General features: G+C 42.8%; 28 protein-coding genes and 2 riboswitches. Of the genes, 1 reads left to right on the plus strand and 27 read right to left on the minus strand.

The annotated features are described in order from the left end of the window. Window positions 1-43: 43 nt before the first annotated feature. The 12 genes from ACDZ28_RS24930 to ACDZ28_RS24985 form a co-directional block, all read right to left on the minus strand. Window positions 44-1,036, minus strand: a complete 993-nt coding sequence (locus tag ACDZ28_RS24930; RefSeq protein WP_042128147.1) for an ABC transporter permease — start codon at window positions 1,034-1,036, stop codon at window positions 44-46. A 32-nt stretch (window positions 1,037-1,068) separates the two neighbouring features. Further along, window positions 1,069-2,568, minus strand: a complete 1,500-nt coding sequence (locus ACDZ28_RS24935; RefSeq protein WP_375103056.1) for a sugar ABC transporter ATP-binding protein — start codon at window positions 2,566-2,568, stop codon at window positions 1,069-1,071. Window positions 2,569-2,801: 233 nt separating this feature from the next. Next, on the minus strand, window positions 2,802-3,647 hold the full coding sequence (locus ACDZ28_RS24940) for a methyltransferase domain-containing protein (RefSeq protein ID WP_375103057.1): 846 nt from the start codon (window positions 3,645-3,647) through the stop codon (window positions 2,802-2,804). 32 nt (window positions 3,648-3,679) lie between these two features. After that, complete coding sequence (locus ACDZ28_RS24945; protein WP_375103058.1) at window positions 3,680-4,594, minus strand: DMT family transporter; 915 nt, start codon at window positions 4,592-4,594, stop codon at window positions 3,680-3,682. 159 nt (window positions 4,595-4,753) lie between these two features. After that, on the minus strand, window positions 4,754-5,551 hold the full coding sequence (locus ACDZ28_RS24950; RefSeq protein ID WP_375103059.1) for a VanW family protein: 798 nt from the start codon (window positions 5,549-5,551) through the stop codon (window positions 4,754-4,756). Between the two features lie 21 nt (window positions 5,552-5,572). Continuing rightward, entirely contained in the window at window positions 5,573-6,097 is a 525-nt protein-coding gene (locus ACDZ28_RS24955) for a cysteine hydrolase family protein (RefSeq protein ID WP_375103060.1), read from the minus strand. 128 nt (window positions 6,098-6,225) lie between these two features. Beyond that, window positions 6,226-6,948 carry a 7-carboxy-7-deazaguanine synthase QueE gene (gene queE, locus ACDZ28_RS24960; protein ID WP_076120508.1) on the minus strand — a complete coding sequence of 241 codons (723 nt, stop codon included), beginning with the start codon at window positions 6,946-6,948 and terminating at the stop codon, window positions 6,226-6,228. Beyond that, window positions 6,941-7,423, minus strand: coding sequence for a 6-carboxytetrahydropterin synthase (locus ACDZ28_RS24965; protein ID WP_042128160.1), 483 nt, complete (start codon window positions 7,421-7,423; stop codon window positions 6,941-6,943). The genes queE and ACDZ28_RS24965 overlap by 8 nt, the downstream gene beginning before the upstream one ends. Next, window positions 7,423-8,085, minus strand: coding sequence for a 7-cyano-7-deazaguanine synthase QueC (gene queC, locus ACDZ28_RS24970; protein WP_076120507.1), 663 nt, complete (start codon window positions 8,083-8,085; stop codon window positions 7,423-7,425). Before queC ends, ACDZ28_RS24965 begins: the two co-directional genes overlap by 1 nt. A 29-nt stretch (window positions 8,086-8,114) precedes the next feature. Beyond that, window positions 8,115-8,588 carry a preQ(1) synthase gene (gene queF, locus ACDZ28_RS24975; protein ID WP_036687775.1) on the minus strand — a complete coding sequence of 158 codons (474 nt, stop codon included), beginning with the start codon at window positions 8,586-8,588 and terminating at the stop codon, window positions 8,115-8,117. Window positions 8,589-8,751: 163 nt separating this feature from the next. After that, window positions 8,752-8,795, minus strand: a riboswitch (PreQ1 riboswitch). 75 nt (window positions 8,796-8,870) lie between these two features. After that, window positions 8,871-9,557 carry an ABC transporter permease gene (locus tag ACDZ28_RS24980; RefSeq protein ID WP_156114814.1) on the minus strand — a complete coding sequence of 229 codons (687 nt, stop codon included), beginning with the start codon at window positions 9,555-9,557 and terminating at the stop codon, window positions 8,871-8,873. Next, entirely contained in the window at window positions 9,554-10,402 is an 849-nt protein-coding gene (locus tag ACDZ28_RS24985; protein ID WP_375103061.1) for an ABC transporter ATP-binding protein, read from the minus strand. The genes ACDZ28_RS24980 and ACDZ28_RS24985 overlap by 4 nt, the downstream gene beginning before the upstream one ends. 214 nt (window positions 10,403-10,616) lie before the next feature. On the opposite strand from ACDZ28_RS24985, the gene ACDZ28_RS24990 reads away from it, so the two are divergent. Beyond that, window positions 10,617-10,952: a hypothetical protein gene (locus tag ACDZ28_RS24990; RefSeq protein ID WP_076120504.1), complete on the plus strand. Its 336-nt coding sequence runs from the start codon at window positions 10,617-10,619 to the stop codon at window positions 10,950-10,952. 60 nt (window positions 10,953-11,012) lie between these two features. On the opposite strand, the gene murB is transcribed toward ACDZ28_RS24990, so the two are convergent. From murB to ACDZ28_RS25065, 15 genes are all read right to left on the minus strand, one after another. Beyond that, window positions 11,013-11,924, minus strand: coding sequence for a UDP-N-acetylmuramate dehydrogenase (gene murB / locus ACDZ28_RS24995; RefSeq protein WP_076120503.1), 912 nt, complete (start codon window positions 11,922-11,924; stop codon window positions 11,013-11,015). 151 nt (window positions 11,925-12,075) lie between these two features. After that, window positions 12,076-12,876 carry an ABC transporter ATP-binding protein gene (locus ACDZ28_RS25000; protein WP_042128168.1) on the minus strand — a complete coding sequence of 267 codons (801 nt, stop codon included), beginning with the start codon at window positions 12,874-12,876 and terminating at the stop codon, window positions 12,076-12,078. A gap of 86 nt (window positions 12,877-12,962) precedes the next feature. Continuing rightward, the gene (locus tag ACDZ28_RS25005; protein WP_375103062.1) at window positions 12,963-13,997 is read right to left on the minus strand and encodes a FecCD family ABC transporter permease; all 1,035 of its coding nucleotides are present in this window, start codon (window positions 13,995-13,997) and stop codon (window positions 12,963-12,965) included. Beyond that, a complete protein-coding gene (locus ACDZ28_RS25010) occupies window positions 13,997-15,052 on the minus strand; it encodes an iron ABC transporter permease (protein WP_076120501.1) in 1,056 nt (351 codons plus the stop codon). Before ACDZ28_RS25010 ends, ACDZ28_RS25005 begins: the two co-directional genes overlap by 1 nt. A 220-nt stretch (window positions 15,053-15,272) precedes the next feature. After that, window positions 15,273-16,280, minus strand: coding sequence for an iron-hydroxamate ABC transporter substrate-binding protein (locus ACDZ28_RS25015; protein WP_375103063.1), 1,008 nt, complete (start codon window positions 16,278-16,280; stop codon window positions 15,273-15,275). A gap of 202 nt (window positions 16,281-16,482) precedes the next feature. Continuing rightward, window positions 16,483-18,300, minus strand: coding sequence for an APC family permease (locus ACDZ28_RS25020; RefSeq protein ID WP_375103064.1), 1,818 nt, complete (start codon window positions 18,298-18,300; stop codon window positions 16,483-16,485). Window positions 18,301-18,423: 123 nt separating this feature from the next. Then, window positions 18,424-18,582, minus strand: a riboswitch (cyclic di-AMP (ydaO/yuaA leader). 197 nt (window positions 18,583-18,779) lie between these two features. Next, window positions 18,780-19,244 carry a disulfide oxidoreductase gene (locus ACDZ28_RS25025; protein WP_042128176.1) on the minus strand — a complete coding sequence of 155 codons (465 nt, stop codon included), beginning with the start codon at window positions 19,242-19,244 and terminating at the stop codon, window positions 18,780-18,782. After that, window positions 19,241-19,993: a thioredoxin domain-containing protein gene (locus tag ACDZ28_RS25030; RefSeq protein ID WP_076120498.1), complete on the minus strand. Its 753-nt coding sequence runs from the start codon at window positions 19,991-19,993 to the stop codon at window positions 19,241-19,243. Before ACDZ28_RS25030 ends, ACDZ28_RS25025 begins: the two co-directional genes overlap by 4 nt. A gap of 161 nt (window positions 19,994-20,154) precedes the next feature. Beyond that, on the minus strand, window positions 20,155-21,471 hold the full coding sequence (locus ACDZ28_RS25035; protein ID WP_042128180.1) for a hemolysin family protein: 1,317 nt from the start codon (window positions 21,469-21,471) through the stop codon (window positions 20,155-20,157). A 312-nt stretch (window positions 21,472-21,783) separates the two neighbouring features. Further along, on the minus strand, window positions 21,784-22,194 hold the full coding sequence (gene gerQ / locus ACDZ28_RS25040) for a spore coat protein GerQ (protein ID WP_371916527.1): 411 nt from the start codon (window positions 22,192-22,194) through the stop codon (window positions 21,784-21,786). A gap of 181 nt (window positions 22,195-22,375) precedes the next feature. Further along, complete coding sequence (locus ACDZ28_RS25045; protein ID WP_042128184.1) at window positions 22,376-22,807, minus strand: cell wall hydrolase; 432 nt, start codon at window positions 22,805-22,807, stop codon at window positions 22,376-22,378. Window positions 22,808-23,019: 212 nt separating this feature from the next. Then, complete coding sequence (locus tag ACDZ28_RS25050) at window positions 23,020-23,412, minus strand: DUF2500 domain-containing protein (RefSeq protein ID WP_042132227.1); 393 nt, start codon at window positions 23,410-23,412, stop codon at window positions 23,020-23,022. A 194-nt stretch (window positions 23,413-23,606) separates the two neighbouring features. Next, a complete protein-coding gene (locus tag ACDZ28_RS25055; RefSeq protein ID WP_170880345.1) occupies window positions 23,607-23,783 on the minus strand; it encodes a hypothetical protein in 177 nt (58 codons plus the stop codon). 247 nt (window positions 23,784-24,030) lie between these two features. Continuing rightward, on the minus strand, window positions 24,031-25,320 hold the full coding sequence (locus ACDZ28_RS25060) for a YCF48-related protein (protein ID WP_339286740.1): 1,290 nt from the start codon (window positions 25,318-25,320) through the stop codon (window positions 24,031-24,033). 26 nt (window positions 25,321-25,346) lie between these two features. Beyond that, entirely contained in the window at window positions 25,347-26,729 is a 1,383-nt protein-coding gene (locus tag ACDZ28_RS25065; protein ID WP_339286742.1) for an amino acid permease, read from the minus strand. Window positions 26,730-26,759: the final 30 nt, after the last annotated feature.

A 26,759-nucleotide genomic window follows, 5' to 3' on the forward strand; every position in this document is an offset into this window, starting at 1 on the left:
GTCATTTGTTTGTATATCACTCCGTATGGAGATAATACCTCGTTCACTGCTTCCGTCGGCGAAGAATATCAGCATATACTGCTATGATGATGACAACACCGACAATGACTGTCCGCCATTCCTGAGCAACGGACATAATTTGTAAGCCATTCGTCAGTACACTCATAATTAGCGCACCAATAATCGTACCTAGAATTGAACCTACGCCCCCACTCAAAGATGTGCCTCCAATAACGACAGCTGCTATAGCTTCAAGTTCATAACCAGTGCCAAGTGACGGCTGGGCTGAATTTAGTCGAGATGCCATCAAGATACCAGCAATTCCGCTGAAAATTCCTGTGATAGTATAGATAACAATCTTCCATTTGACCGTATTCACACCTGATAGGCGAGTTGCTTCTTCATTGCTGCCAAGGGCGAAGTTATAGCGTCCAATAATCGTCTTCGACAAAATGATACTTGCGATAACCCCAAGCAATAGGAAGATAATGATGGTATTCGGAATGCCTGGGATCATCTTCCCCATTGCAATCTTGGCAAAAATCGGATCATCATTGAAATAAATCGGCTTGGCACCCGTTATAACAAGTGATAATCCTTTAGTGACCATCATGATTGCTAGAGTGGCGATGAATGGTGGAATATTCATCTTCGCCACCATTAAGCCACTTATAAATCCGCACAGTGCACCAGCAAGAATCCCGCCTACAATTCCGAGCGGAACGGGTAGACCCCAGAATGTAATGATGACACCAACCATCACAGAGGAGAAGGTCATCACAGTACCCAAAGCAAGGTCGATTCCACCCGTAATAATTACAAAGGTTGCTCCTAGTGCTAATACACCAATTACAGCTGTAGAGACGAGGATCCCGACTAAATTAGAAAATTGAAAAAAGTTACTTGATGCTATTGAAAATACGATGACCAGTATGATCAAACTTGCGAATGCTAACAATTTTTGTTTAAACCCTGATTGCGCCCCGGCTTGCTTAGAGCCGATAGACTGACTAATCCCTTTATCTGCGATCTTCATGACCTTGACACCTCCGATAAACTCTTGAACGATTATGAACGCATCGTCGCATATTTCATTATCGCTTCTTGCGATGCTTCTTCTGCGAGTAGTTCACCAGTTATACGTCCTTCACACATAACAATAATGCGATGGCTCATTCTTAGAATTTCTGGTAGATCTGAAGAGACTATAATGATCGCCTTTCCCTCACTCGCTAGCTGATCAAGCAGCTTATAGATCTCACTTTTCGCTCCTACATCAATACCACGTGTTGGTTCGTCGAAGATCAACACATCGCAATCTCTCGTTAACCATTTCCCGATAACTACTTTTTGCTGATTGCCGCCGGATAAGAATTTGACTTTTTGACTTACACTTGGAGTCTTAGTTGCTAGCGCTTCCGCATGCTGCTCCGCGGACTTTCGCATCTCCCTATCTCTCATCCATCCGAATACATTACGGAATTTATAGAAGGAAGCAATTGCATTATTCATGCTAATGTCCATATCTACAAGCAATCCGTATCGTTTGCGATCTTCAGATAAATAACCGATGCCATGCTGCACCGCTTGATGAGGCTGTCTTATACGAACCGTATTTCCATGTAGCTTAATCTCACCCTTATCGATAGGATCAGCCCCAAATACGGCACGAACAACCTCAGTACGTCCAGCGCCCATTAACCCAGCGAAGCCCAGTATCTCACCTTTATTCAGATGAAAGCTAATATCCTTTAACAACTGTCCACTGGATAGATTTTGAACCTCTAATACGACTTGCTGTGTCTGCAACGAAACCGTTGGCTTCGACGTTTGATACAGTTCACGACCAACCATCATGCTGATAATTTGATCAATCGTTACCGAATCCGTCCGAACGGTATCCACATAACAACCATCCCGCATGACTGTAATGCGGTCTGTGATCCGTTTCAACTCATCCATGCGGTGAGAAATGTATATAATCCCTACACCTTCTAATCGTAATTTCTCGATCATCCGAAACAATTCGTTAATTTCCGTATCTGTCAGGGCTGCAGTTGGTTCATCCATGATCAGTACCTCCGCATTGAAGGACAAGGCTTTGGCGATTTCCACCATTTGCTGATTAGCGACCGTCAGGTCTGAGACCAAGCTCTTCGGATCCAGCTTTAGATTCATTTGATTAAACAATTCCTGCACTTTACGATTTAACTCCAGATCATCAACGAACCATTTCAGTGCCTTCCGCGGCTCACGGCCAATAAATATATTTTGGGCCACTGTAAGATGCGGCATTAGATTCAGTTCCTGATGAATAATACTGATCCCGAGTTCCTGTGCAGCGCGTGTATTGACAATCTCCACCTCAGATCCCTTGTACCACATCTGACCCGCATCCTTGGAATACACCCCTGTTGCAATCTTCATCAGGGTAGACTTCCCTGCTCCATTTTCACCAACTAAGGCATGAACTTCCCCACGCTTCAGCTCAAATTGACATTGATTCAATGCATGAACACCTGGGAAAAATTTATCAATCCCCGTCATTCGTAGTAATACTTCGTCCATTTCATAACCACCTCAAATCCTTTATGAATGCCTTTCCGTAAAGTAACCGCTTTCAAATGTTGAATGTAAAATTATTGTATTACCTATACGTTTCCAATGTAATGGAATATTCTCCGTAAAAAAGTTTAAAAATTTATGTTTTAAACAAAAAAACGACTGCGCCGTCCTCTCAGGGACGATGCAGCCGTTTCTACGAGAAATATAAGGTTATTGTAACGTGTAAACATATACTCTTACAGGTTCTGACCATTACCAGCCACCAAGGTGAATGTCTTTGGTATTCCTTTATCATAAACGTCCGAGGATAGATTAGGCTCTTCTACCAATTGACGGATCACAAGTCCGGAACTGGCAGCGGCTGTTACAATTTCTCCAAGCGTCCAGCGACGCCAATATACCACGCTATGCTCCTGTTCGCCTGCTGGTTTGCCTGTTGAAGGCAAATACTTAGAGTATGAGACTCTTTTTTCTTCCAATGTCGTGTCGAAGTAGTCACCGCTGACTTTGTGTTTGCGAACCTTCGCTGTAGAACCCTTAGAGGATATAAGCTTAGTCGTCACAGGATGGAAATCGCGCAGAATAAAAATCCCACCAGGAGAAAGTAAATGGTGGACTGTTTCCATAAAAAGAGCAAGGTCGGTAAAGTAATGAACAATCCCTAACTCCGCAAATACGATATCATATGAACCATCCAGTACGTGATCTGGAAGCTTCAGAACATCCGATACGATATAGTTTAGCTGAACACCCGCTTCTTGAGCGAGTTCAGCAGCATAACGCGCATTAGCCTCCGAGAAGTCGGCAACAGTTACGTCCGCCCCGAGTAATGACAGAGCGACTGCCTTCATTCCGTTTGATCCCATGAGATTCATCATCTTTTTACCCTGTACATCTCCAAAATAAGAAGAGAGCGGGTACAGCTTTGCACTTGGTTCCTTAATTAACTTTGCTGCTGCCTCTGACGGTGTACCAAATCGAGCAACCCAAGCTGTGTACGTGTCTTCGTTCCATAGTTCCTCACTTGTTGGCCCAGTGCCTTTTCCAGAATGCAATTCTAAATTTTGATCTTGTTCTTCCATACCTTGCGACCCCTTTATGATTAAAATATCTGTTATGAAGCATTCTGAATGGCTTCCGCCACCTGAATCGTTTTCTTTCTTCCAGTATACAAATATACGCCAAGTCCAAACATAACCAAAAGTCCACCTGCCCATTGTAGCGCAGTTAATTGTTCACCCAAGAGCAGATACGCGAGGATACTTGCCCCCACTGGTTCTCCTAAGATGTTCATAGATACCGTAGTTGCGGATACATACTGAAGCAGCCAATTAAATAAAATATGCCCGAACACCGTTGGAACCACTGCTAGCAAAACGAAGATTCCCCACTCATTTGCAGGATAGTTGAAGAAGGAAATCCCCATGATCAGATTGTAAATGGCAAACACGCCAGCCGCTGACAAGAATACTATCAAGCTATACAAATATGAGGGCATGCGCACTACAAGCCTTTGACCGATAAGCATATGCACAGCTACCGCGACTGTTCCTCCAACCGATAGCAAATCACCTTTAAGATTATCCGCAGAGATTCCAATATCTCCCCAGCCGATAAATACTACTCCGCCAATAGCGATACTCAACCCTAGAATAGCAGACACAGCTGTTTTTTCCTTATACAAAAAATAAACGCCCAGCATTATAAACACGGGCTCCAGCGCCATGATCATTGTTGAACTAGCTACCGAAGTATACTTCAAAGAGCCCATCCAAAGCAAAAAATGTAGCGCTAGCATAGTGCCTGAGAGCACTAGCATGATCCAGTCTTTTTTACGAAGCGCGAACGCTGCTCCGCTGTATGGTCTTGCAAAAGGCAACATCAGCAGCGAGGTGAACAACAGCCGATACATTCCTTGTATAGATGCTGGTGCTGCAGACCACTTGATAAAAATGGCAGAAAAAGAGATGGCCACAATCCCAATCAACATTAAAATTGGAATAGGAAGTGGCGGTTTTTTAAGATTCACATGGTACGCGTCCTTTCAATATCTTAAGTCACTTATGTTAATTTAACGCAGACCGTGAAAAAATGCATCTATTTTCATTAGATTTCGCTAAAAAAAGCATAAGCAATGTCATTTCTGACGAGAGCATATGCTTAAGATACTGTGGAATGTCATTGGCTCTTAACCATGAAGAAGCGGAGAATACATCATAAGCGCATAATTATCCGTTACAGCTTCATCTCCAACTAGGTCGCCTGTACGTGTGAATATTTTTCGACTGATCTTATTGCTACGAATATATCCGCCCCATGGTTCTAGGCTTATCCGATGATCACTTTCGTACACTTCATATTTATAAAGTGACTGCTCATCGCATCTCCATTCCCCATGCAAATGACTGTCATCCAGCCAGAGCTTTAATTGATACGTTTGATTCGTGTTATTCTTCACTTGAAGATCCAAATAATTATAAGAACAGGTAGCCCCGCTTCCAAATGGCTGTGTGCGCTGTTCATCTGGAAATACATCATAGCTGTGCCGATGCCGTTCCGTAACCGTAAGAGGAGTATGCAGTGTCATCCAGTAGATCAGATTAGACAACTGGCATAGCCCCCCGCCAACTCCAGAATGAAAACCGCCATAATGCAGAACCATACCTTCCAGATATCCTTTTCGCTTACTGGGCTTGCCGATGCTTCTCCAATAGGAAAACGTCTCCCCCGGCCGCACCATGAGTCCATCCAGTTTCGCGATCGCCAGCCGTAAATTTGTTATTTTATTATATTGAAGCACCATATCTACATTCCGAAGACTACGTAATAACGGTGTAGCGTGAGTCATTGCCTCATAAGATAAAATATCACTAGTGCGCTGCTTCGCCATCTTGCCGCGATCAGTACACCATTTCAAGTATCTTTTCCAAATAAAATATCGCTTTCCGGCAAATAGTCTAAGTCGAGAACGCTGAATAGGTTTCATGGCAGCCTGTGGGGTATTCATCTAGAACTGAACCTCGCTTTCAGCTCGTAACTGGGCGAATCTACCTCCAATTACCGCATTATGATGCTTAACGATCTCTCTACTACTCAGAACCCCATTATCAAAGGTGCTATGAGCATCTGAAACCAGCACACTTTTATATCCCATGCTGTATGCGCGTCTTATCGTCGTATCTAGACAGAATTCACTTTGCATCCCACAAATCACCAGATTCGTGATCCCGAGCTTCTGTAGCTCATCTTGCAACACGGTTTGGTGAAAAGCATCCCAAGTAGGCTTCTCCACAATAACTTCGCCTTCCTGCGGTGTGATACGGTGACTGATCTGCCATGTGGGCGTACCTTTTGTGTATTCCTCATCTTCCGTATGTTGAATATAAACAATTGGAGTACCTGCCACCCTAGCCTTATGCTGAAGGGAAATAATTCTCTCCATCACACCCTCTTCATCGTACAGCTTTTGATCAGGATAGGAGAACATAGCTTCTTGAACATCAATAATTAACAGTGCAGTTAAATTTCCCATTAGGTACCTCCTATAACTTTTATGAAAATCATACCAGATTATGGGACATTCTATCTACCTTTTTAAAGACTCAAATCAACAAAAAAAGGGCATCTGCTATGCAGACACCCATTACATTACACCCCTTTTTACTTGCCACGCTTATTATGCCAGATTAAAGCATGCAGCTGTGGTAGTACACGCACTCTATTCATTTCAGGATCTAAGATTACTTTATTAAACAACCATTCCAGCCTCCCCAAAAGTCGAGCAGAAATGTCACCCTCTTCAGTGACATCATCATTCCCAGGCTGCAGATAGAGCTGCACATTGGGATATCGATGGTGAATGTCTTTTGCATAACCGAAGTCCTTATCGTCAAACACTACGACTTTAAGACTGTGTGTGGAACGGCCCAGATTCTCCAGCTTACTCATGATGTTATCTAGCATTTCCCAATTCGTTGTCATCCCTGAGCTTGGCGGCTTCGGACTAATGGTCAGCACATCCACGTCATTGAACCATTCCTGCCATTTACTGCCCTGAGTTTCTATTGCAGCTTGTATCCCTCGCTCATGTAGCAGGTTAATAAAAGTGCCCATCCCATCACCAATTAAAGCAGGATTGCCGCCTGAAATCGTAACACAGTCGAAATTATCTCCAGCTATAGCTATAAGTTCATTCATAATGTCATCCGAGGCCATCATTCGAACCTTATCCTTAGCCGAACCATCCCAAGTAAAAGCGGAGTCACACCAGCCACAGCGATAATCGCAGCCATAGGTGCGGACAAACATAGTCTTCACACCAATTACCGCACCTTCACCTTGAATGGTCGGACCGAAGATTTCAATTACAGGAATCTTACTCACAATCACAGCCTCCATACAAGCGGTAAGATGGTCCATCCTCAGGGATATCTTCAGCCAGCACTTCTGCCCAAGAGGTTGGTGTCTCCCATAGCTTTACAGCGTACAAGGGCAGCCCCGCTTGCTTAAGCTTGTATGCTATATATGAAGACATATTCTCAACGGTGGTCCGGAAAGACAGCAAAGCTACTTTGGAACCCGTATTCGTTAACGTCTCTAACACAGGTTCATTTCCCATAGCGAGAAAAGCATGATCTAGACGGTCTACAAGGCTTTGCTGCACTGTTGTTTTGATATCGCTGAAATCAATTACAAACCCTTCGTCCGAATGGCCTTCCGCGGTCATAGGTTTGCCCTTAAGCACTACTTCGAGCTTATACGTATGACCGTGCAGGTTACTGCACTTCCCTTTGTGACCCACTAACTGATGCGCCGCGTCGAACGTAAATATTTTGCAGACTGAGACCTCGTTAAGCATTAAGAACGGACCTCCGTTCTTTCCGCCTCATATTGTTCAAGTCCCCGCTGACGTAATAGACATGCTGGACAAGATCCACAACCTCTGCCAATTATGCCGTTATAACAGGTCAGAGTATGTTCGCGAACATAATCAAAATAACCCAGTTCATCGGCCATCTTCCACGTTTCTTTTTTATCCAGCCACATCAGTGGAGTGTGTATTGCAAACTCATAGTCCATAGATAAATTCAGCGTAACATTCAATGATTTCACAAAGACATCACGGCAGTCCGGATATCCGCTAAAGTCCGTTTGGCAGACTCCAGTAACAATATGGGAATAACCTAACTGTTTAGCTAATATTGCGGCAAAAGATAAAAACAACAGATTTCGTCCGTCCACAAACGTACTTGGAAGGTCATCGCCTTCGCCAGCCACAATATCAATATCCTGCCGTGTTAAAGCATTTGGTGCCAGTTGATTCAGCAGTCCCAAATCAAGAATATGCTGTTTTACATTAAACTTAGCTGCTATTTCTGTAGCAACTTCGATTTCAGCCGCATGACGCTGATTATAGTTGAAGGTAACTACCTGCACTTCCTCAAAACGCTTCAATGCCCAAATCAGGCAAGTGGTGCTATCTTGTCCGCCGCTGAATACAACTAGTGCTTTTTTATTCATCTTAATCTCTCCTTATCAACTTATTGGGATTAGCGGTTGTCCACTTTTTCCGGATAGAGGTCGTGATTGATCAAGCGGTGCTCCGCCATCGCCTCATACTTCGTACCCGGTCTTCCATAGTTGCAATAAGGATCAATAGAAATGCCTCCACGCGGAGTGAATTTGCCCCATACCTCAATGTAACGTGGGTCCATCAGTGAGATCAGATCATTCATAATAATGTTGACACAGTCCTCATGAAAGTCACCATGGTTACGGAAGCTGAATAAATACAGCTTTAATGATTTAGATTCCACCATCTTCTGTTCAGGAATATACGAAATATACAGTGTGGCAAAATCCGGCTGGCCTGTAACAGGACATAAGCTAGTAAACTCAGGGCAGTTGAATTTAACAAAATAATCACGCCCAGGATGCTTATTATCAAATACTTCTAGAATGTCTGGATCATAACCAAACTTGTACTGCGTTCCCTGATTACCAAGCAAAGTGACTTCTTGCATTTCCTCTTTTAATCTTCCTTCTGACACGACAAAAAACCCCTCTCTTTTCCTTCGGCCTTGGCCGGTAATGGAAAGAAGAACGAGATTTCGAAAACTTGGCTCCACTAAGAAGAAACGGAAGCAACGTCCGGGTAAAGGACAGCATCCGCTTATACGGTTTAATATACTCTTAGTTTTTTATAGAGGGAGTTCGCGAACCTCTCCTGCACAATCCGTGCAGACTTCTTCTTTAAGCATATTGCGTCTTGAACTATACCACGGGTGGCCTGCTCCTGACAAGTTCTACTCTTTCTCGATCTTCCAAATCCAAACTGAAAGCACCGCAATCCATATGAGCAACAGCAGACTTTCTACAGGCAATATCCCTTCTCCATTAAGAATACTGTTCAAGTTCTGGGTGATTTCAATACTCGGCAAAGCTGCAAAGATCGGATAAGTCCATTCTGGAAGAGCTAAGTAAACAGAAGCCACCAAGAAAAAAAGAACCATAAATGCAGAGCTGATGGCCGAGCCATTTTTGGAGGAACTTACCTTTAATCCGATGATAATTCCAACTTGTACAAAGATCATTCCACCCAATAACATATATATCAACGAAGACAATAAATCTATGTTCAACCCTTGATTAAGTACATAAACTATCAGCTGTGAAAATAACGAAAAGACAAGAACAGAACCCGCCTTAGCAATAATGATCTGACCTCTGCTTAACGGTGAGATCAACAGTGCATCATAAGTTTTACTCTCTCGCTCCTCAATTAATCCTGGGCCGGTAATCATGATTCCAACCATTACTTGCGCAAACAAGATCCAAGTAGAAAGAAGCATGAAATCTAGACCGCTCTTGTCCACTACAGTGATGATTATTTTAGCCATAAATATAGGCAACACAATTAGAATTACAGTCGCTGGATTACGTAGTATATCCTTACACTCATGCTTAAACAGCTTCCATAACGGATAACTCAACTTAACTCACTTCCCGTCAAGGCAGCAAATACATCTGCCAGCGAAGCCTCTTTACTGTGCATACTTATCATTTGATGATTAGACATTAGCTGATAAATATGATCTTTTGTAGACTCTTCTGCTATCGGCCAGGATTTCATAATCACTTCTCTATCCTGCTGATATTTCACTTCAATTTCTGGTTTACCATACATGGTCTTAAGTCTATGGGGTTCATCAAGTGCCACCAATGCACCAGCGTGCATGATCCCTACTCTATCGCTTAATTCTTCTGCCTCGTGCATATCATGCGTTGTTAAGACAATAGTTGTACCTTCATCTTGAATTCTCTTGATGTGATTACGAATGAGTGAGGCTGAATTTGGATCTAATCCACTCGTAGGCTCATCTAAAAACAACACTTGAGGCTTATGTAATAATGCTCTGGCGATTAGGACACGCTGCTTCCAGCCTTTGGACAAGCTACTTACCTTAGCTTTTTCCTTATCTAACAGTTGAAGAATTTCCATGACTTCATTCACCCGACTGGCTGCTACCCTATACAGGTCAGCATACAGCTCTAGATTATCTCGGATAGAACAACGCATATACAGATTGGGAAGCTCGAAAACAACGCCAATTTGGGCATGAATTTCTTTTTTATGTCGTAAAATATTCATGCCATTAATTAAAATTTCTCCCCTTGTAGACTGAAGAAGCCCCGTCATCATTCGCATCGTGGTCGTCTTACCAGCACCATTGGGACCTAGAAACCCAAAGACCTCACCCTTCTCCACTGCAAAAGTTATTCGATCAACCGCACACCTCTCCTGATAATACTTGGAGACCTCAGTTAGCTGAATCAAATGACACTACCCCCTTTTTCGAATAGTTAATATCTATCTATCCTTATTCTGGTTGTAGAGGATTATCTCTGCTGTTGCTATTCTGTAACATTCGCTATAGCTTAGCACCATCCTTTGTTCATTTTCGCTCAGATGTGGCAAAAATATGGATTCAAATCCTACAAAAAGGGTAACTTAAACCTAATAATCTTTGAAGTAAAGGTGGGATCATCTTATGGAACAAAGCATACAGAAATTGATGGACTGGGTTAACAGTCATGTAAATGAAACCATTGTTATTGAAAAGAAAGAGCTTCGTGATCTGGATAAAATTCATTTTAATCTGGAGGCAGTTGAGTTCCGGAGTGCGGAGGATGTTATCGATGATTATCTAGGGAGTGCATTAATATTAAAAGGATTTGGCAGCACTTTAAACGCTGATGGTGAGCTAGTATCTCTACCACATTCCACCTATGACTTAGCTATTGACGGGCTTCGTATTGAGGATATAGGTGATCATAAGGCGGAAATAACTACAGATAGAGCTAAATACACCCTATCAGTGGATTGAACCATAAGTGATAACAGCAAAAGAGCCCACAGTAATCTGCGGGCTCTTACTAATTAGAGGTTATTCTTCTCCAATGATCTCCACTTCAGTTTCCAGCTCCACTCCGAATTTATCCTTCACAGTCGATCTTACATGGTGAATTAACCCGATGTAATCACTGGCGGTTGCATTATCTGCATTTACAATAAATCCTGCGTGTTTCTTGGATACCTCAGCACCACCGATTCTTGTTCCCTGTAAGCCACTCTCTTGAATTAACTGACCCGCAAAACGACCTGGAGGACGTTTAAAGACACTCCCACAGGATGGATACTCAAGCGGCTGCTTCGATTCACGCAGGTAAGTAAGTTCATCCATTTTCGACTTGATGGCTAACGCATCACCAGAAGTCATAGCAAAATTGGCCTCAAGCACGATGTATTCACCGCTTGCGAACACGCTTTTTCTATAACCCCATTGCAGCTCATCCCCTTGCAGAGTCACTAATTGTCCGCTCTTAGTTATAGCCAGCGCGCTATGCAGTACATCTTTAATTTCTCCGCCGTAAGCACCTGCGTTCATGTATAACGCTCCACCAACTGTTCCTGGAATGCCGCAGGCGAACTCAAGACCCGTAAGCTCCATTTCCAGCGCATATCTGGAAACATCAATAATCTTGGCGCCGCACTCCGCATACAAGAGATTATCTCGAATTCCCATTCCAGTTAGTCCTGCCGTTTGCAGAACGATCCCACGCACACCTCCATCACGGATAATCACGTTAGAGCCGTTCCCAAGTACCGTAAGGGTTATCCCATTTTGTTCAGCATATGTAACGATCTTTTGAATTTCATCATAAGTAGCTGGTGCCGCCAAAATATCAGCTTTGCCGCCCATTTTGGTATACACGTGATCCTTTAAGTTTTCATGACTCTTCACTATTCCTGCAGTCATTAATTGCTCTAGGTCATCTTGAATTTTGTCAATATTCATGTTTCATGCTCCTTTAACCATGTAAAAATGATGGTTCTTGATCTATTTTAAGTAGTGGTATCATGGAATTGTAGGCAACCACAACTGTAACAACGAACAGGCTCCCTTGTCAATGACGGGAGCCTGTTCGTTGTATGATTTTTAATTATGTTTACACCGCTTTATAGGCTGCAAGCTCGTAAGGAAGGCACAGTGGCACACCGGTGCGTGGATCTGGCACAATATCCGCCTCAATTCCAAACACTTCCCGCAGTACATCTGGTGTCATAACTTCAGTAGGTGAGCCTTCACTAACCACAGTACCGGACTTAATAGCGACCATATGCTGCGCATAACGAGTAGCATGATTCAGATCATGCACTACCATAATAATGGTACGGCCTTCTTCCTCATTCAGCTTTTGCAGAAGCTGTAGAACTTCAAGCTGGTGCGCCATATCTAGAAATGTTGTTGGTTCGTCCAGGAATAGAATGTCTGTTTCTTGCGCCAATGCCATTGCGATCCAAGCACGCTGACGTTGTCCTCCGGACAAGCGGTCAATCGGACGGTCATGGAAAGGCTCCATACCTGTAACAGTGATAGCGTTAGAGATAATGCTGCGATCCTCCGCTGTCATTGTGCCGAATCCTTTTTGATGCGGGAAGCGACCATAGCTGACAAGTTCAGAGACCGTTAGTCCGTCTGGAGCCGTTGGGTTTTGCGGTAGGATCGCAAGCTGACGAGCTACCTCTTTCGTAGAAAAGTTATGGATCGATTTGCCGTCCAGCATCACGCTGCCGCTCTTAGGCTTCATGATCCGGGCCATAGTTTTAAGAATTGTAGATTTACCAGAGCCGTTAGCGCCCACTAGTGCGGTGATTTTTCCCGTAGGGATGGATAAGTTCAAACCTTTAACAATCGTAGCCTCTGCATACCCAATACTTAATTCTTCTGTATTCAAACGTTCTGACATGTTAACCACTCCTTAAAAGTTTTATGAAGCTATGCTCCTAGAATGAACTACACAATTTATCTTGCTTCGTAAGCAAGAGCTTAGTTTTACGCTTTTGATTTGGCGAGTAAATACAAAAAGTAAGGTGCACCAATGATCGCAACCACGATACCTGTTGGAACTTCTGCAGGCTGCAGAACCCATCTTCCGATGGTATCCGCAGTAATCATAAGGAGTGCCCCTGTCAAAGCACTAGCTGGTAATAATACCTGATGACGGGGTCCCACAAGCTTGCGAGCTAGATGTGGTGCAATTAAACCAACAAAGCCAATCCCTCCGCTTACAGCGACACAGGAGCCGGCAAGTGCTACTGCTGTTACCAGAAGGAGAATACGTTCCTTCTCCACGCGCATTCCAAGTCCTAATGAAGTATGATCTCCTAGATTCAATACATTAAGAATACGGGCCTTATAGAAGGCGAACGGTAACAGAATCGCTATCCAAGGCAGCAGCGCAAGGACAAATCTCCAATCGCCACCCCATATTTTCCCGGCGATCCAAGTCGCTACAAATTGATAATTATTAGGATCAAGCCGAAGGGCCAACACAAGCTGGCAAGCATTGATTCCGGCAGCGACCGCAATCCCGATAAGGATCAATCTTGTTGGAGACAGACCATCTGCTTTCCGATATGCAAGAATATAGATTAAAGCGGCGGTTAAGCTAGCTCCTCCAAGCGCTAAAAGCGGCAAGACGAATACCGGAGCTGCTGTTGTAGCCGGAAAAAACGAGATAAAAATGATTACCGCAAAACCTGCACCCGCACTAATGCCCAGCGTAGCCGGTTCAGCAAGTGCATTCCGAGCGAGACTTTGTAAGATACAACCTGACACTGCAAAGCCCGCTCCAACTAACAATGAAATAACGATGCGAGGTAATCTGAAATCAAATAAAATTAGCTTTTGCTGATGAGTTCCATCTCCCAGCAGTGTATGTAATACCTCCCGGGGGGATAGACGCATAAATCCTGTATTCATACTGACAATAAATACAACAACGATCAAAATGGCAAGCAGCGATAACACTGTAATGGCACGTGTGCGGCGTTCTTTTTCATTAGGAGAAAGGGTTAATCTGTGCATTACAGCTCCCCCTTACGCTTACTCGCTAAGTAAATAAAAAAAGGTACACCGATGATGGCTATTAAAGCGCCTAGCGGCGTTTCATAAGGTGCATTTATCATTCTAGCGGCGATATCCGCAAAGATAATCAATAAGCTCCCTAGAATCGCCGAGCAAGGAATAATCCAGCGATAATCTACACCAACGAAATAACGTGTAACATGTGGAATAATTAGTCCTATAAAAGCAATCGGGCCAACCATTGAGACTGCACTTCCGGCAAGAACGACTACAACAATCATACATGCCAACTGCACTAATCTTGTCCGCTGCCCCAGACCAACAGCAACTTCTCTTCCTAGGCTGAGCAAAGTGACGGACCGCGATAATATCATCGCTGCGATTAATGCCACGAACACCCAAGGAAAAATAATCTTGATCTGAGTCCAGCTCGCCCCACCCATTCCGCCAGCCAGCCAGAAGGCAATATCCTGGGATAAGTTAAAAAGAATAGCTATACCCTGACTAACAGCAACCAGTAATGCACTTACCGCAGAGCCTGCGAGCGTTAAACGTAACGGTGTAAGGCCATTAAAAGATAGCGACCCAATTCCGAATACGATAAATGAGGCTACAGCGGCACCTATAAAACAAAACAACATAAGTGAAGTGAAGGAGAGCGAAGGTGCAAAAGCAAAAACTATGGCCAGCGCTACACCTGCTCCCGCATTCAAGCCTAACAGACCTGAATCCGCCAGCGGGTTTCTTGTCATCCCTTGCATGATTGCCCCTGCTACTGCGAAGCAAGCACCGACTATAGCACCTGCTATCGCGCGTGGAAATCGCAGTTCTCTTATCACCTGATGCTGCTGTAAATCTGGATTGAAATGAAATATTGCTTCCCATACCGTAGCTAGCTTGATATTTGCCGCACCCACCGAGACCGAAAGCGCCAGTCCGAAGGCTATAGCAGCAAGTCCAATCACTAGAATACCCATTGCAGCTGCCGGTCGGGTATGTAGAGCTTTTTTTGTATCATTTTTATTGCGATGTGCGAAATCTGAGGGTGAAACCATGAGTCGTCTCCTTAATCGATAGTTACATTAGTCTATATGATAACAACAATCATTCTCATTATCGCAAAAAAAATTAGGTTGTACAATTGTAGGAGTAGTTTTTCCGTAATATGACAATGGTTTATAAAAAAATGGTGCAGATCTTAGTATCCTAAGATACTTGATCTGCACGCCCTTCCCCACCAAAAGATCAGTCTCATTCATGGTGAATTACGACTTTTTATTTCACAAGACTTTTTAACACATCATCAATAATTTTGCCGCCAGCGTTCGCACCACTGTATAACCAGCTGCTGGTTGAGCTCATTTCATGCACATTACCAGCTTTTACAGCCGGGATACCTTTCCAAATTGCACTGTCCAGGATTTCCGAACCCTCAGTCTTATCACTGTTTACAAGAATAATATGATCTGCCGTCAGCTCAGAAAGCTTCTCTAGCGAGATTGGATTCCAAGTAGCTCTTGTACCAACAGGAATTTCTGTTACTAAGTTAGGCAGCGTTACACCAAGGTCTGTGTATAACACAGCACCACTACTGCGTGTTTCATCTACAATATAGAAGTTCTTTTGTACCAACCATAAAATCGCCACGGACTCTTGACCAATAGCTCCTTTAAGCTCTTCTTTCGCAGCAGCCGCTTTGTCTTCATACTCTTTAATGGCTTTCTCTGCTTCAGGGGTCTTGTTCAGAATTTCACCAATCTTGAGCAGCGATTTACGCCAATCTTGATTTAGTTCATCCCCAATCACATAAGTCGGTGCAATCTTATTCAGTTGGTCGTAGATACCGTTCTGTACAGAAGACTCCGATGGGATGAGAATAAGATCCGGAGCAAAGCTGGTTACTGCCTCGAGCGGAAGATCGTAGCTAATGGTAGGCACATCTTTCAATTCAGCGGCCAGATAATCCTGAACACCATTCGGTACGGACCATTGTGCTACTGGAGTCACGCCCAGAGTTACCAGAGCATCCTCCAAATAAGAACCCAGTACACGCGTTGGATTAGCCGGAATCGTTACTTCATGCCCCATTGCATCCGTTAACGTCTTAGGCGCTGCAGGAGCTTCTGTGGCTTCAGCAGTAGGTGCTGCTGTAGGCTCTGATCCTGTGTTTGATGCGTTACCGGAATTATTATTACCGCAAGCGGATAAAAATAGCACCATCACCATTAATCCGATCATCGTTAATTTCATGCTTCCAAATCTTTTTCTGTTAAACCAAAACATTTAATACCCTCCTAGTGTGTACAAGCTATGTTTTCTCAAAGATGTTGATTGTCTCTGTCTCACCTTTAAATGATATTGATTCTCATTCTCTATGTCAACATATAAATTTTAAATTTTGTGGATTTGTAACAATTTCCTTCTTTAAAATACAAAAAAGGCTATATTCCGAACGTTCCGGATATAGCCTCTCCTTAAGGGTTCACTATTTATTCAAATGATAAGGGACAGTCGCTACCACAACATCTTTTGAATTCATTAGGTAAGAACGGATTAAAAAGCTGGTCTGATTATGAAGTACAGCTTGCCACCAATGCTTAGTGATAAATTGTGGGATCAGGATCGTGATATGATCCGTTGCTGCGGTCTTCCACTCCACTGTATCAATAAATTTCAGTAACGGACGAATAATACTGCGATATCTGGAACGGAGTACAATCAGGCGTACACCTGGGCTCCACTCCTCCCACCGTTGCTCCATCTTTTGGATGTCCTCTTCATCAAATCCAACATATACTGCTACAACATTATCCGTTAAAGACTTGGCATAGCTAATGGAATGCAGTACAGCACGTGTTACACCGGCAACAGGGACAACAACCGTGCTGCCTTTAATCAAAGGTTTATCGGTACTCGGACATATACGAAGCTCATCTGCAATATTCAAATAGTGCTTGTGGATACGGTAGAACACGAACATTACAGCAGGTAAGAAAATGAAAGCCATCCATACGCTTGAGAACTTAGTAATGATAAAAATAAGTGTAATCGTCAATGTAGTCAGCATACCAATGGTATTTACAACAAATCTTTTTTTCCATCCCGCTGGTTTGGTTTTAAACCAATGAACCATCATTCCTAGCTGTGACAATGTGAATGGAATGAAGACGCCAACCGCATAAAGAGGAATCAGGCTTTCTGTATTTCCGTGGAATGCAGCTACAAGCAGAGCTGACAGAACACCTAGAAAAATAATACCATTGGAGAAGCCTAGACGGTCACCACGAACCATAAAAGCATGCGGCATATATTTATCTTTTGCAAACATAAATGCAAGCAGCGGGAACGCTGAGTATGCCGTATTAGCCGCCAAGAACAAAATTACTGCTGTGATACCTTGTATGAAAAAATATAAAGTTCCGCGACCAAAGGTCGATTCAGCGATCTGAGAAACAACTGTGGCCTTTTCGTCAGGCACTATGCCGTACCAATACGCCAGGAGTGTGATGCCTGTGAACATAAATCCAAGTATAACTCCCATGACCATTAAGGTCTTGGCTGCATTCTTTTCTGCAGGTGCTTTAAAGTTTGGAATAGCATTAGATACAGCCTCTACACCCGTAAGAGCCGAACAGCCAGAACTGAAGGCTTTTAATAGTAGAAACAAACTAACATTAGAAACAGCAGCGCCAATTTCAGGGACATTCGCATGCACGCCACCTGCTGCATATTTAATAATACCGGAGATAATCAACACTACAATCGACACCACGAACAAATACACTGGGATTGCGATGAATGAAGCTGATTCTGTAACTCCGCGAAGATTAATTAAAGTAAGAAGAATAATAACGGATACTGCAATAAGAACGGTGTGATTATGAAGACTTGGAAAAGCCGATGTGATCGCATCCGTCCCTGCCGACGCACTAACAGCAACGGTCAGAATGTAATCCACTAACAAAGACCCTCCTGCTAAAAGCCCTGTCGGAACACCAAGATTACTCTTGGCAACGATGTAAGCTCCGCCTCCCTGAGGATAAGCGTAGATCGTCTGCCGATAGGATAAAATCAGGATGGCCAGCAGGCCCAATACGGCTAATGCAATTGGCAGGGAATACCAGATGGCAGTAAACCCTGCAGCCACTAGTACAATCAGAATTTGTTCCGTTCCGTAGGCTACAGACGAGAGCGCATCAGAAGACAGGACAGCCAGTGCTTTAACCTTGGATAACTTTTCATGATCGAGTTCGTTCGACTTCATCGGACGCCCGATCAATAGTCGTTTTACCTTGCTTACCATGGTGGATACAGTTCCTTTCTTTGGGAGCTGAAACGGAAATTCCGCGCGCTGTTTTCATTGGTGGATTTCATAAATGCAGACACTAAAAATAGCATACGGAAATGATCCGCATGCTATGCATGGTCATTATCCCACCTTTGCTTACGAGGTTAGCTGGCGGATTCGGGCTGTGGTATAGCCCTACGGTTTAAGTCCAATCGACCCATTCCGATTCACCCCATTGGCATGAATGCCAAGTTTGGTTCCCCCGTTTTTCCTAAGAAAATTCAGCGCATATTCAACTTCTCACAAGGTCTAATATTAGTCTACAAAGTGGTTACAGTAAAGCGTTGAAAAAAATGAAAAAAGAATGAAAAAACATCCAGTAAGCGCAAATACAGCGTCTTATTGGATGCTCTCTTTCATTCTCTTCAATTATCCCTCTGGATCGTGTTTTTAATCACTTTTCACATTTTTTCGGATCACTTAAAGTTAAAAAATCAAAATCCTAAACTTTCCTCTGTATCTAACTCCATCACTTCTTCTTCCTTACGTCCGTACCAAAGTAAAATACTAATTAAAGCAAAAGCGATTAACGCAAGGAATGGTATTGTAATGAATCCAAAAAAGTTCAAGTAATCCTTATTACAAGGAACACCAATTGTACAAGGAAGAACTTTACTTAACGCAGGAATTTTCTGTTCCGCATAGTGATAGATCGAGATACTGCCACCAATCAAGCTTAGTGGAAGTACATAAGGGATAATCCGTTTATCCCCTCGAAACGTTGCAATTCCCAAGAGGAATAACTGAGGATACATGAAAATTCTCTGGAACCAGCAAAGCTTACAAGGTTCATATTTCAATACTTCGCTCAAATACAAGCTACCGGCAACAGCAACTAAAGAGACGAACCAGGCCAGATACAGGCAGTTACGCTTGCAAAAAGATAGGAACTTTGTCACTTTGCCTCCACAGCTTTTGCGGCGTCATTGATTTCAGTTGAAATCGCTTCAATGTTAAATGGATCCGCAGTCTTTACTCCATTGATGTAGAGGGATGGCGTTGTAGTTACCCCTGCTTCAGTAGCTAGCTGCATGCCCTTATTTAGGTCATCTGCATACGTACGATCCTTGATATCTTTACGTAGCAGTTCGTAATCAATAGCTAACTTCTCTTTCTCCGCAAGGCTTACTAAGAAATCTTCAGTTGCCCATTCTTCGCTCTCATCACCTTGCTGTGCGTATACAGCATCGTAGAACTTCCAGAATTCATCTTTATTCTGATGATATACAGATAATGCAGCAAGTGAGGCAGTCTCAGAGTCTGGACCAACGAAAGCCATATTTACAAAGTAGAGCGCTGCTTTTCCCTCGTTGACAAAATCTTGAACAATCTTCGGTTTAACTGAAGTTGCAAATTGGGAACACGCTGGACATTTTAAATCACCAAATTCAACAATTTTAACAGGTGCATCCTCTTTACCGACTCTAGGTAGCTCACTGTAATTGAATTCCACTGGTTCTCCCGTAGTGGCATTTTTTGCGGCATCTTTCGAAGCTAACATAAACAATCCAACAAAAATGATGACTACTAAAGCAATTGAACCAATAATTAAAATTCTCGTCTTCTGCTTTTGTTGCTCCTGTTCTACCCGCCGTTTCTCTTGTTTGCTTAGCTGGGGAACGCTTGTACTTTTATTAGGTTTACTCAAGGAGAATTCCTTTCTGTCCTCTGTGGACTAATGTAGTTTTTATCATATACATTTAAAATTATATAATTTTTAATCTCTTTTTGGCAAACAATACTGTAAATACACTGTAAAAAAAGACACAAGGCTACAGCCCTGTGTCTTAATAAATATAAATAAGTTCGTTATGCACCAGCTTCTTCAGTCAATAGCTGTAACTTCAGTAGCTTAATTCGAGAAATCCGCTTATTATCCGTTTCTTCCACAATAAACAGATGATCATCAAATTCTACAGACTGCCCTTTTTGAGGTGGATTAACCTCCAGTTTAGAATACAGCCAACCGCCTATCGTATCATAATCCTCTGTATCCATGTGGAGACCCAAAAGATCATTGATCTCTTCAATAAGCATCAAGCCGTCGATGGAGTGTTCATCCTCCCCCAGCTTCTCAACACCAGGACGCTCTTCGTCGAACTCATCCTGAATTTCTCCTACAATTTCCTCCATGATATCTTCCAGTGTTACCATTCCCGATGTTCCACCATACTCATCAATCAGAATGGCGATTTGTGTCTTCGCACGCTGCATGACTTTCAGCAGAGCACTAATCTGAATAGATTCTGGTACGGTTAGTATAGGACGAATTAACTTATTATAGCTTTGTTCACGATCCCTAATTAAGTCCTTGATATGAATGAAGCCAAGAATGTGATCCTTATCTCCATCACAGACTGGATAACGCGTCCTCATTCCATCAAAAGCAATTTCAAGATTCTCTTCCGTTGGAAGATGATTATTCAGGCAGATCATTTCTGTCCGAGGAATCATGATCTCACGGGCCATCGTATCCACGAATTCAAAAATATTGTCAACTAGAGCCATTTCGGTATTATCGATAAAGCCGCTTTTATTACTTTCTTGCATGATAATACGGATCTCTTCTTCCGTATGCGCCGTCCCCAGCTCTGAAGCAGGGGCTAAACGGAAGATCCGTAATAAACCGCGTGCTAGCCCATTTACGATCCATATCACTGGATACATGATCTTGTAAAACACATTCATCGGTCCAGATGTTAGCAAGAGGACAGATTCAGCCTTGTTAACAGCAATAGTCTTAGGTGCAAGTTCACCTAGTACGATATGCAAGATAGTGATAAACATTAGAGCAATAATCAAAGATACAACATTAACTGCGGTTACCCCAAAACCTATACTTCCTAATAATGGCCCAACAAGGTTAGCTATAGCTGGTTGACCCAGCCATCCTAGCGCAAGCGAAGCCAAAGTAATACCAAGTTGACAGGCGGATAGATAACCTTCCAAGTTGCGTACGATGCTTCTCGCTTTTAAAGCTTTTTTACTACCTTCTTCAATAAGGGTATCAATTCTACCGCTTCGTACTTTTACCATTGCATATTCGACTGAAACAAAAAATCCGTTTAACAATACCAACAGAATAATAAGACCTACGTGTAATATACCGGGTAAAGGGTCGCTCAATTTATAATCCTATCCATCATTCTCCGTACGGATGGATAGGCCCACCTCCTTCGTTTTTTCAGAGTATCGGCAAGAAGCTTGCCAGTTGTTCCTTTCAGTATCAATTTCCCAATGGTTTCATCTCCAGTCTGGAATCACGTTTTTGAATATATACTTTATTATATTAATATATTGGGGCAAACCGCAAGCATGCGTGTCCTTTCGAAAAAAAATGGGTCTTTATTCCCCTTATTATTCCAAAATATCTGTCTGTATAAAGAAAAACCCCTCACCGTTAAGTGTTGGGGTTCATCCACAAATATTAGGACTTGATTAGCGACAGTTTCTTGTTGTAGGAGGATTACCAATGACACCAGGGTATTGATAAGTAAGGGGTTCATCAAATGTAGCATAATCAAAATAAATCATAAGTAATACAGTACGTTGACCTGTTACTGGGTCACTAATAATAATGTGGTCACGGCCCGCAGCTTCCAGTACACCCTTGTAAACTTTGGCATTCCACTCTTTGTTATTTTCGTAAGTAAAATAAAATGTACCTACTTTGCCTAAATTCAGTCTGAAGATATTTTCGATATACGATTGTTCAAACTGTTGAGGTGGGTTTTGAACTACAACCCCTCCTGGTGTCATCGGACTTCCGCTGCTAACTTGTGGCGGCATGCTACCCATGCCTTGCATCCCTTGCATTCCTTGCATTCCTGTTGACATTGGCATTTGCATACCTGAAGAAGAAACACTACCAATAGTATAAGTGACGGGACGGTATGGTTGAACGATCATTTAATGAACCTCCTAAATGTTTATCGGAGCAGTTGCTCCCTTTGGACACCAAAAAATTTAAAACTAGCTTACTGAGAGAATTACTCATATGTAGAGTAATTCTCTTTGCACAGTTCCCCTGCTAATTGCCAATAAATACAGCTGGGCAATCTTCTCCAGTCGGAGTAAAGAAGCAATGAGCTTTAAAGCGGCCTGTGTTTTGTTGGTTATACCAAGTTGGAGGGCAATCCCCTACAGGACGGAAGAACCATAAAGCATTGGTTGCTGGCCAGGTTCTTTCACCTGCAATTGCACGTTTAGCAAGACGTATGTCTGCTTCTCTCGCTCGTTGATAGAAGTAGCTTTTTTGCGGGGCTTCGAATCCTCCTGGACTTTGATAGACCATGTCATTCACAGTACGAATGTTCAAAAAATCGAGGCAATTGCCAAGAATCCGATTGACACCAACATTGCCGACCATAAGCATGCCGAGATCTCCATCTTCCTCAGCTTCTGCTCTCATCAACCGCGCTAGCACCTTCACATCTTCCGAGTTCGTTTTGATGACGGCCACGCTGTCTCCTCCTTGGGGTCGCTTTTAGCTTGCAACCTCGTTCTTAACTGCATGCTGTATTGTATGTGCATTCGCCTAACTGGTGACAGCTCACGCCTAATTTTACAGTCGATTACTTTCTGCAACATTCTTAATAGTTGCAAATAAAAATCCATCTCCCTGTTCCACTAAAAGGAAGAGGGGGATGGATTAAGATTTAAGTATGCTAATGGCTACTCCGCAGTGGAATATTGTGGCTGTCGCTCAAATCCGTGATATCTAGTTCCTTGATAGGTAAGCATGCCTTTATCGCCTTCTGCACTCATTCCATATTCATGACCATCTACTTTAAATTCTATTCGACTGCCACCATTCAATTCATACGTTAAGTAGTAAGTTGTACTTGTACGACTTGAACCATTATCTTCTTGAGTCTGCTGCTGCCTTATTTCACTTCGTTTACTAACGATACGGGCAGGAATGGTTAGCATGGGTGAGCTATTGTTCCGGCTCCATTGAAGCAAACCCCTGCCTGCTGATACTGCAAGAATACCAACCATTACAATGAGAAATATTGGCATCACTGTTCCAGAGAAATCAAACATCCATGAAAGATCCGGGCCCATTCCCATGACATTTTCCCCCTTCATACCCATGTAATTCCGACTTTTCCTTAGCTTTCGGGCACTTCTGTACATGTATATGCCTCTTCTAGTTAAGAAAGCATTAAATTAATGAGACTTCATGCAAAAAGACCACTTCGTTTTCTTAGAAATCAAGAAATGAAGTGGTCTTTCAATCATAGTTTTGAGTGATCAGATTAAGCATGAACGAGGTCTAGCAATTGCTTTGTTTCGTCAGTCTGATCGTCTAACATTCCGTTATCTGCCCAGCATGCTCTGCATTGTTCTTCTGTTTCACACAGGTGAGCGTCATCACAGTTGTAGCAAAGTTGCAGCAGGTTTCTTGTCATATAATCTGTTTCAAAAGTTTTCATTGTAATCTCTCCTATTCGAAAGTTGAGTTTGTGAAAATTTGAACTTGTTCTATGTGTTAAATATATCACACGATCATTTAAATGTCATGTGATTTTTTTCACATCTTTAAAGAAAATTTTAATTAAGTTTTTTCCTTATATTCAATTAATCAAAAATACGTAGTTTTGGGAATTCATCCCTTATACACAAAAAAAGAAGCTGTCCCAAAAGTAGCGTCCACCACTTAAGAAACAGCCCCTCTTCACTTTACATCACACGCCAACTAATCCCACCATTAGTGGTTTGTAAGAGGAGTGAGCGTTTTTGTTCTTTTTTCTCAATCAAAAGCCAGCCGACCTCTGGAGAAATAAACTGCATCTTAATCGTCTCAGGATATTCCTCAAGCTTTGACTGCAGAACATTGCTCTCCTTAAGGGGGAGCCAATTGTTCCCTTGGTTAACGGTGTGGTAAAGGGTGTCACCGATGATGGCCCAACCGACTTGGGAATTCAGAAATGTTGGGGCACTCTGATGATTTCCTTCGGTTGAACTCTTTAATTCAAAAGGTGCAAATTTCCAATTATCTCCACCATTAGCTGTAAAGTAACCGTGGTAAGTAATCGTCTTATCTTTATCTTTTTGGCAGCCCACAGACATCCAGCCATTAGTTTTACTAGCATCGAAGAACTCTGGTTTGCCAGTAATCACTCTGTCACAGCTTTCCAGTTGTTCATTTACCAAAAAAGGTGATCCCGGATTCCAACTCTGACCACCGTCCTTAGTCATAAAGATCTTTGGAAGAGCACCTGTCTGCAGGGTCACAAATCCCTCTACACGGTTCTTAAATATCATTCCAGTACTTACACCTGTGAACGGAATCGAATGATTTGGAAGGTTCGGATTATATTGTTCATTCTGCATCACTTCTTCCCACGTGGCACCACCGTCTGATGTTGAGTAAAGGGCCTTGCTCTCCCTGTTAGGAGTAGCTTTTGAAGAGGTCATCAGCCATCCTTGGGTCGGAGAATTAAAATAAACGGAAGATACATCATTATCATCGCCTAGTGATGAGATCTTCCAGCTCTGACCACCATCCGTGGTTCGCAGCACAATGTTCTCTGTCGTACCAAATGCACTTCTTATAATCCAACCATGATTGGGGTCCGTAAAAAAGATGCCTTTTCCATAGACGGGCGTGGAAAGGAACTGTACATTTGGCGCTGGAGAAATATTAGCCCATGTCGCTCCATTATCACGGGTAATGTACAAACGAAGCTCATTTTTTGTAACACCCCAGACCATGCCCACTGTCTCGCTTAGCAAATGAAAGCCCGTAATTCTCGTCTGAACCTGATATTTCGGGGCACTCTCATTATTAGTATTGTTATCAGGTGGTGTAATCAGAGTAATCGTTTGTCCTTCTTCCGGTGCTTCTGTTGGCTGTGGCTGTGGAGAAGGCTCCGGTGGTGGTGAAGAACATGCCGAGACTATCCACGCTAAAAAAAATAGCATCAGAAACATTCTTAGTGTTTTCAATCCAGCAGTCCTAGATGTCAATGCCCTCTCTCCTCTCGATTCGATTCTTATTTATGATTCAACTTACTATTACGGTAGCCGTATAAAAAATAGATCAGAAGTCCAAGAGCCGTCCAAATAAGAAATCCAATCCATGTCTCACTTCCTAGATTATACATCAAAAATCCGCATGTTGCCGCACTTAGCAACGGAATGAAAGGTACCCAGGGTACTCTGAACCCTCTTTTCATATTGGGATGAATATACCGTAAGGCAATTACACCCAAAGAAACGACAAAAAAGGCAAACAGTGTTCCAATGCTTGTTAAGTTAGCCAACCGATCCAAAGGTATGAAGCCAGTTAATACTGCTATTATGATACCAACCATCCATGTACTACGAATAGGCGTTTGAGTTTTAGCATTGATGTTAGATAATCCTTTTGGCAAAAGTCCATCCCGTGAGATTGCAAATATCAGTCGAGTTTGACCGAACAGCATCACGAGCAGCACTGTGGTCATTCCTGCAATAGCCCCTACCGAGATTAGACCCGCTATCAGATCCTGATTTACGACGCGAAGCGCATAAGAAACAGGATCACTTACATTGAGGTCCGTGTAAGGAATAATACCCGTTAATACGAGTGAAACTAGAATATACAATACTGAACAAATAGCAAGAGATGAAATAATTCCTATTGGCAAATCCCGCTGTGGTCGCTTTACTTCTTCTGCTGCAGTCGATAATGCATCAAAGCCTATGTAGGCGAAGAAGACCGTTGCCGCACCATTCACGACACCTTGAAAGCCAAACGGTAGGAATGGAGTCCAGTTCTCTGGCTTAACATAGAAGAATCCCGTTACGATAAACAAAAGTACTACAGCAATTTTGATAACTACCATAATGGCATTAAAACGAGCAGTCTCTTTAGTTCCCCGTGTCAGTAAGTAGGAAATTAGTAAGATGATAATTACTGCTGGTAAATTGATAACGGTACCCGCTTCCGCATTATAAGCCCCAGATAGTGCTGTAGGAATATGTATCCCGAATCCCTCTAAAAGACCCTGTAAATAACCGGACCACCCACTGCTAACTGCCGCTGCTGCAACGCCGTATTCTAACACAAGATCCCAGCCTAAAATCCAAGCGAGTAATTCTCCAAATGCTACATAACTATAAGCATAGGCACTTCCGGAGACCGGGATGGTCGATGCAAACTCTGAATAACAAAGGGCTGATAACACGCACGCAAAAGCGGCTAACAGGAATGAAATCACAAGCCCAGGACCAGCGTGTTCTGCTGCCGCTACGCCTGTCATTACAAAAATACCAGTACCGATGATCGCTCCTACACCTAGCATGGTTAGATCTAGTGCACCAAGTGTTTTGTTTAACTTGGTTGCACCCGAGTTTGAAGGTGCGATTAACGGTTTTTTGCGAAATAAATCCATTCTTACATTCTCTCCTGTCTAGTCTTGTTG

This window comes from Paenibacillus sp. RS8, from assembly GCF_041956825.1.
Taxonomy (GTDB): Bacteria; Bacillota; Bacilli; order Paenibacillales; family Paenibacillaceae; genus Paenibacillus_AQ.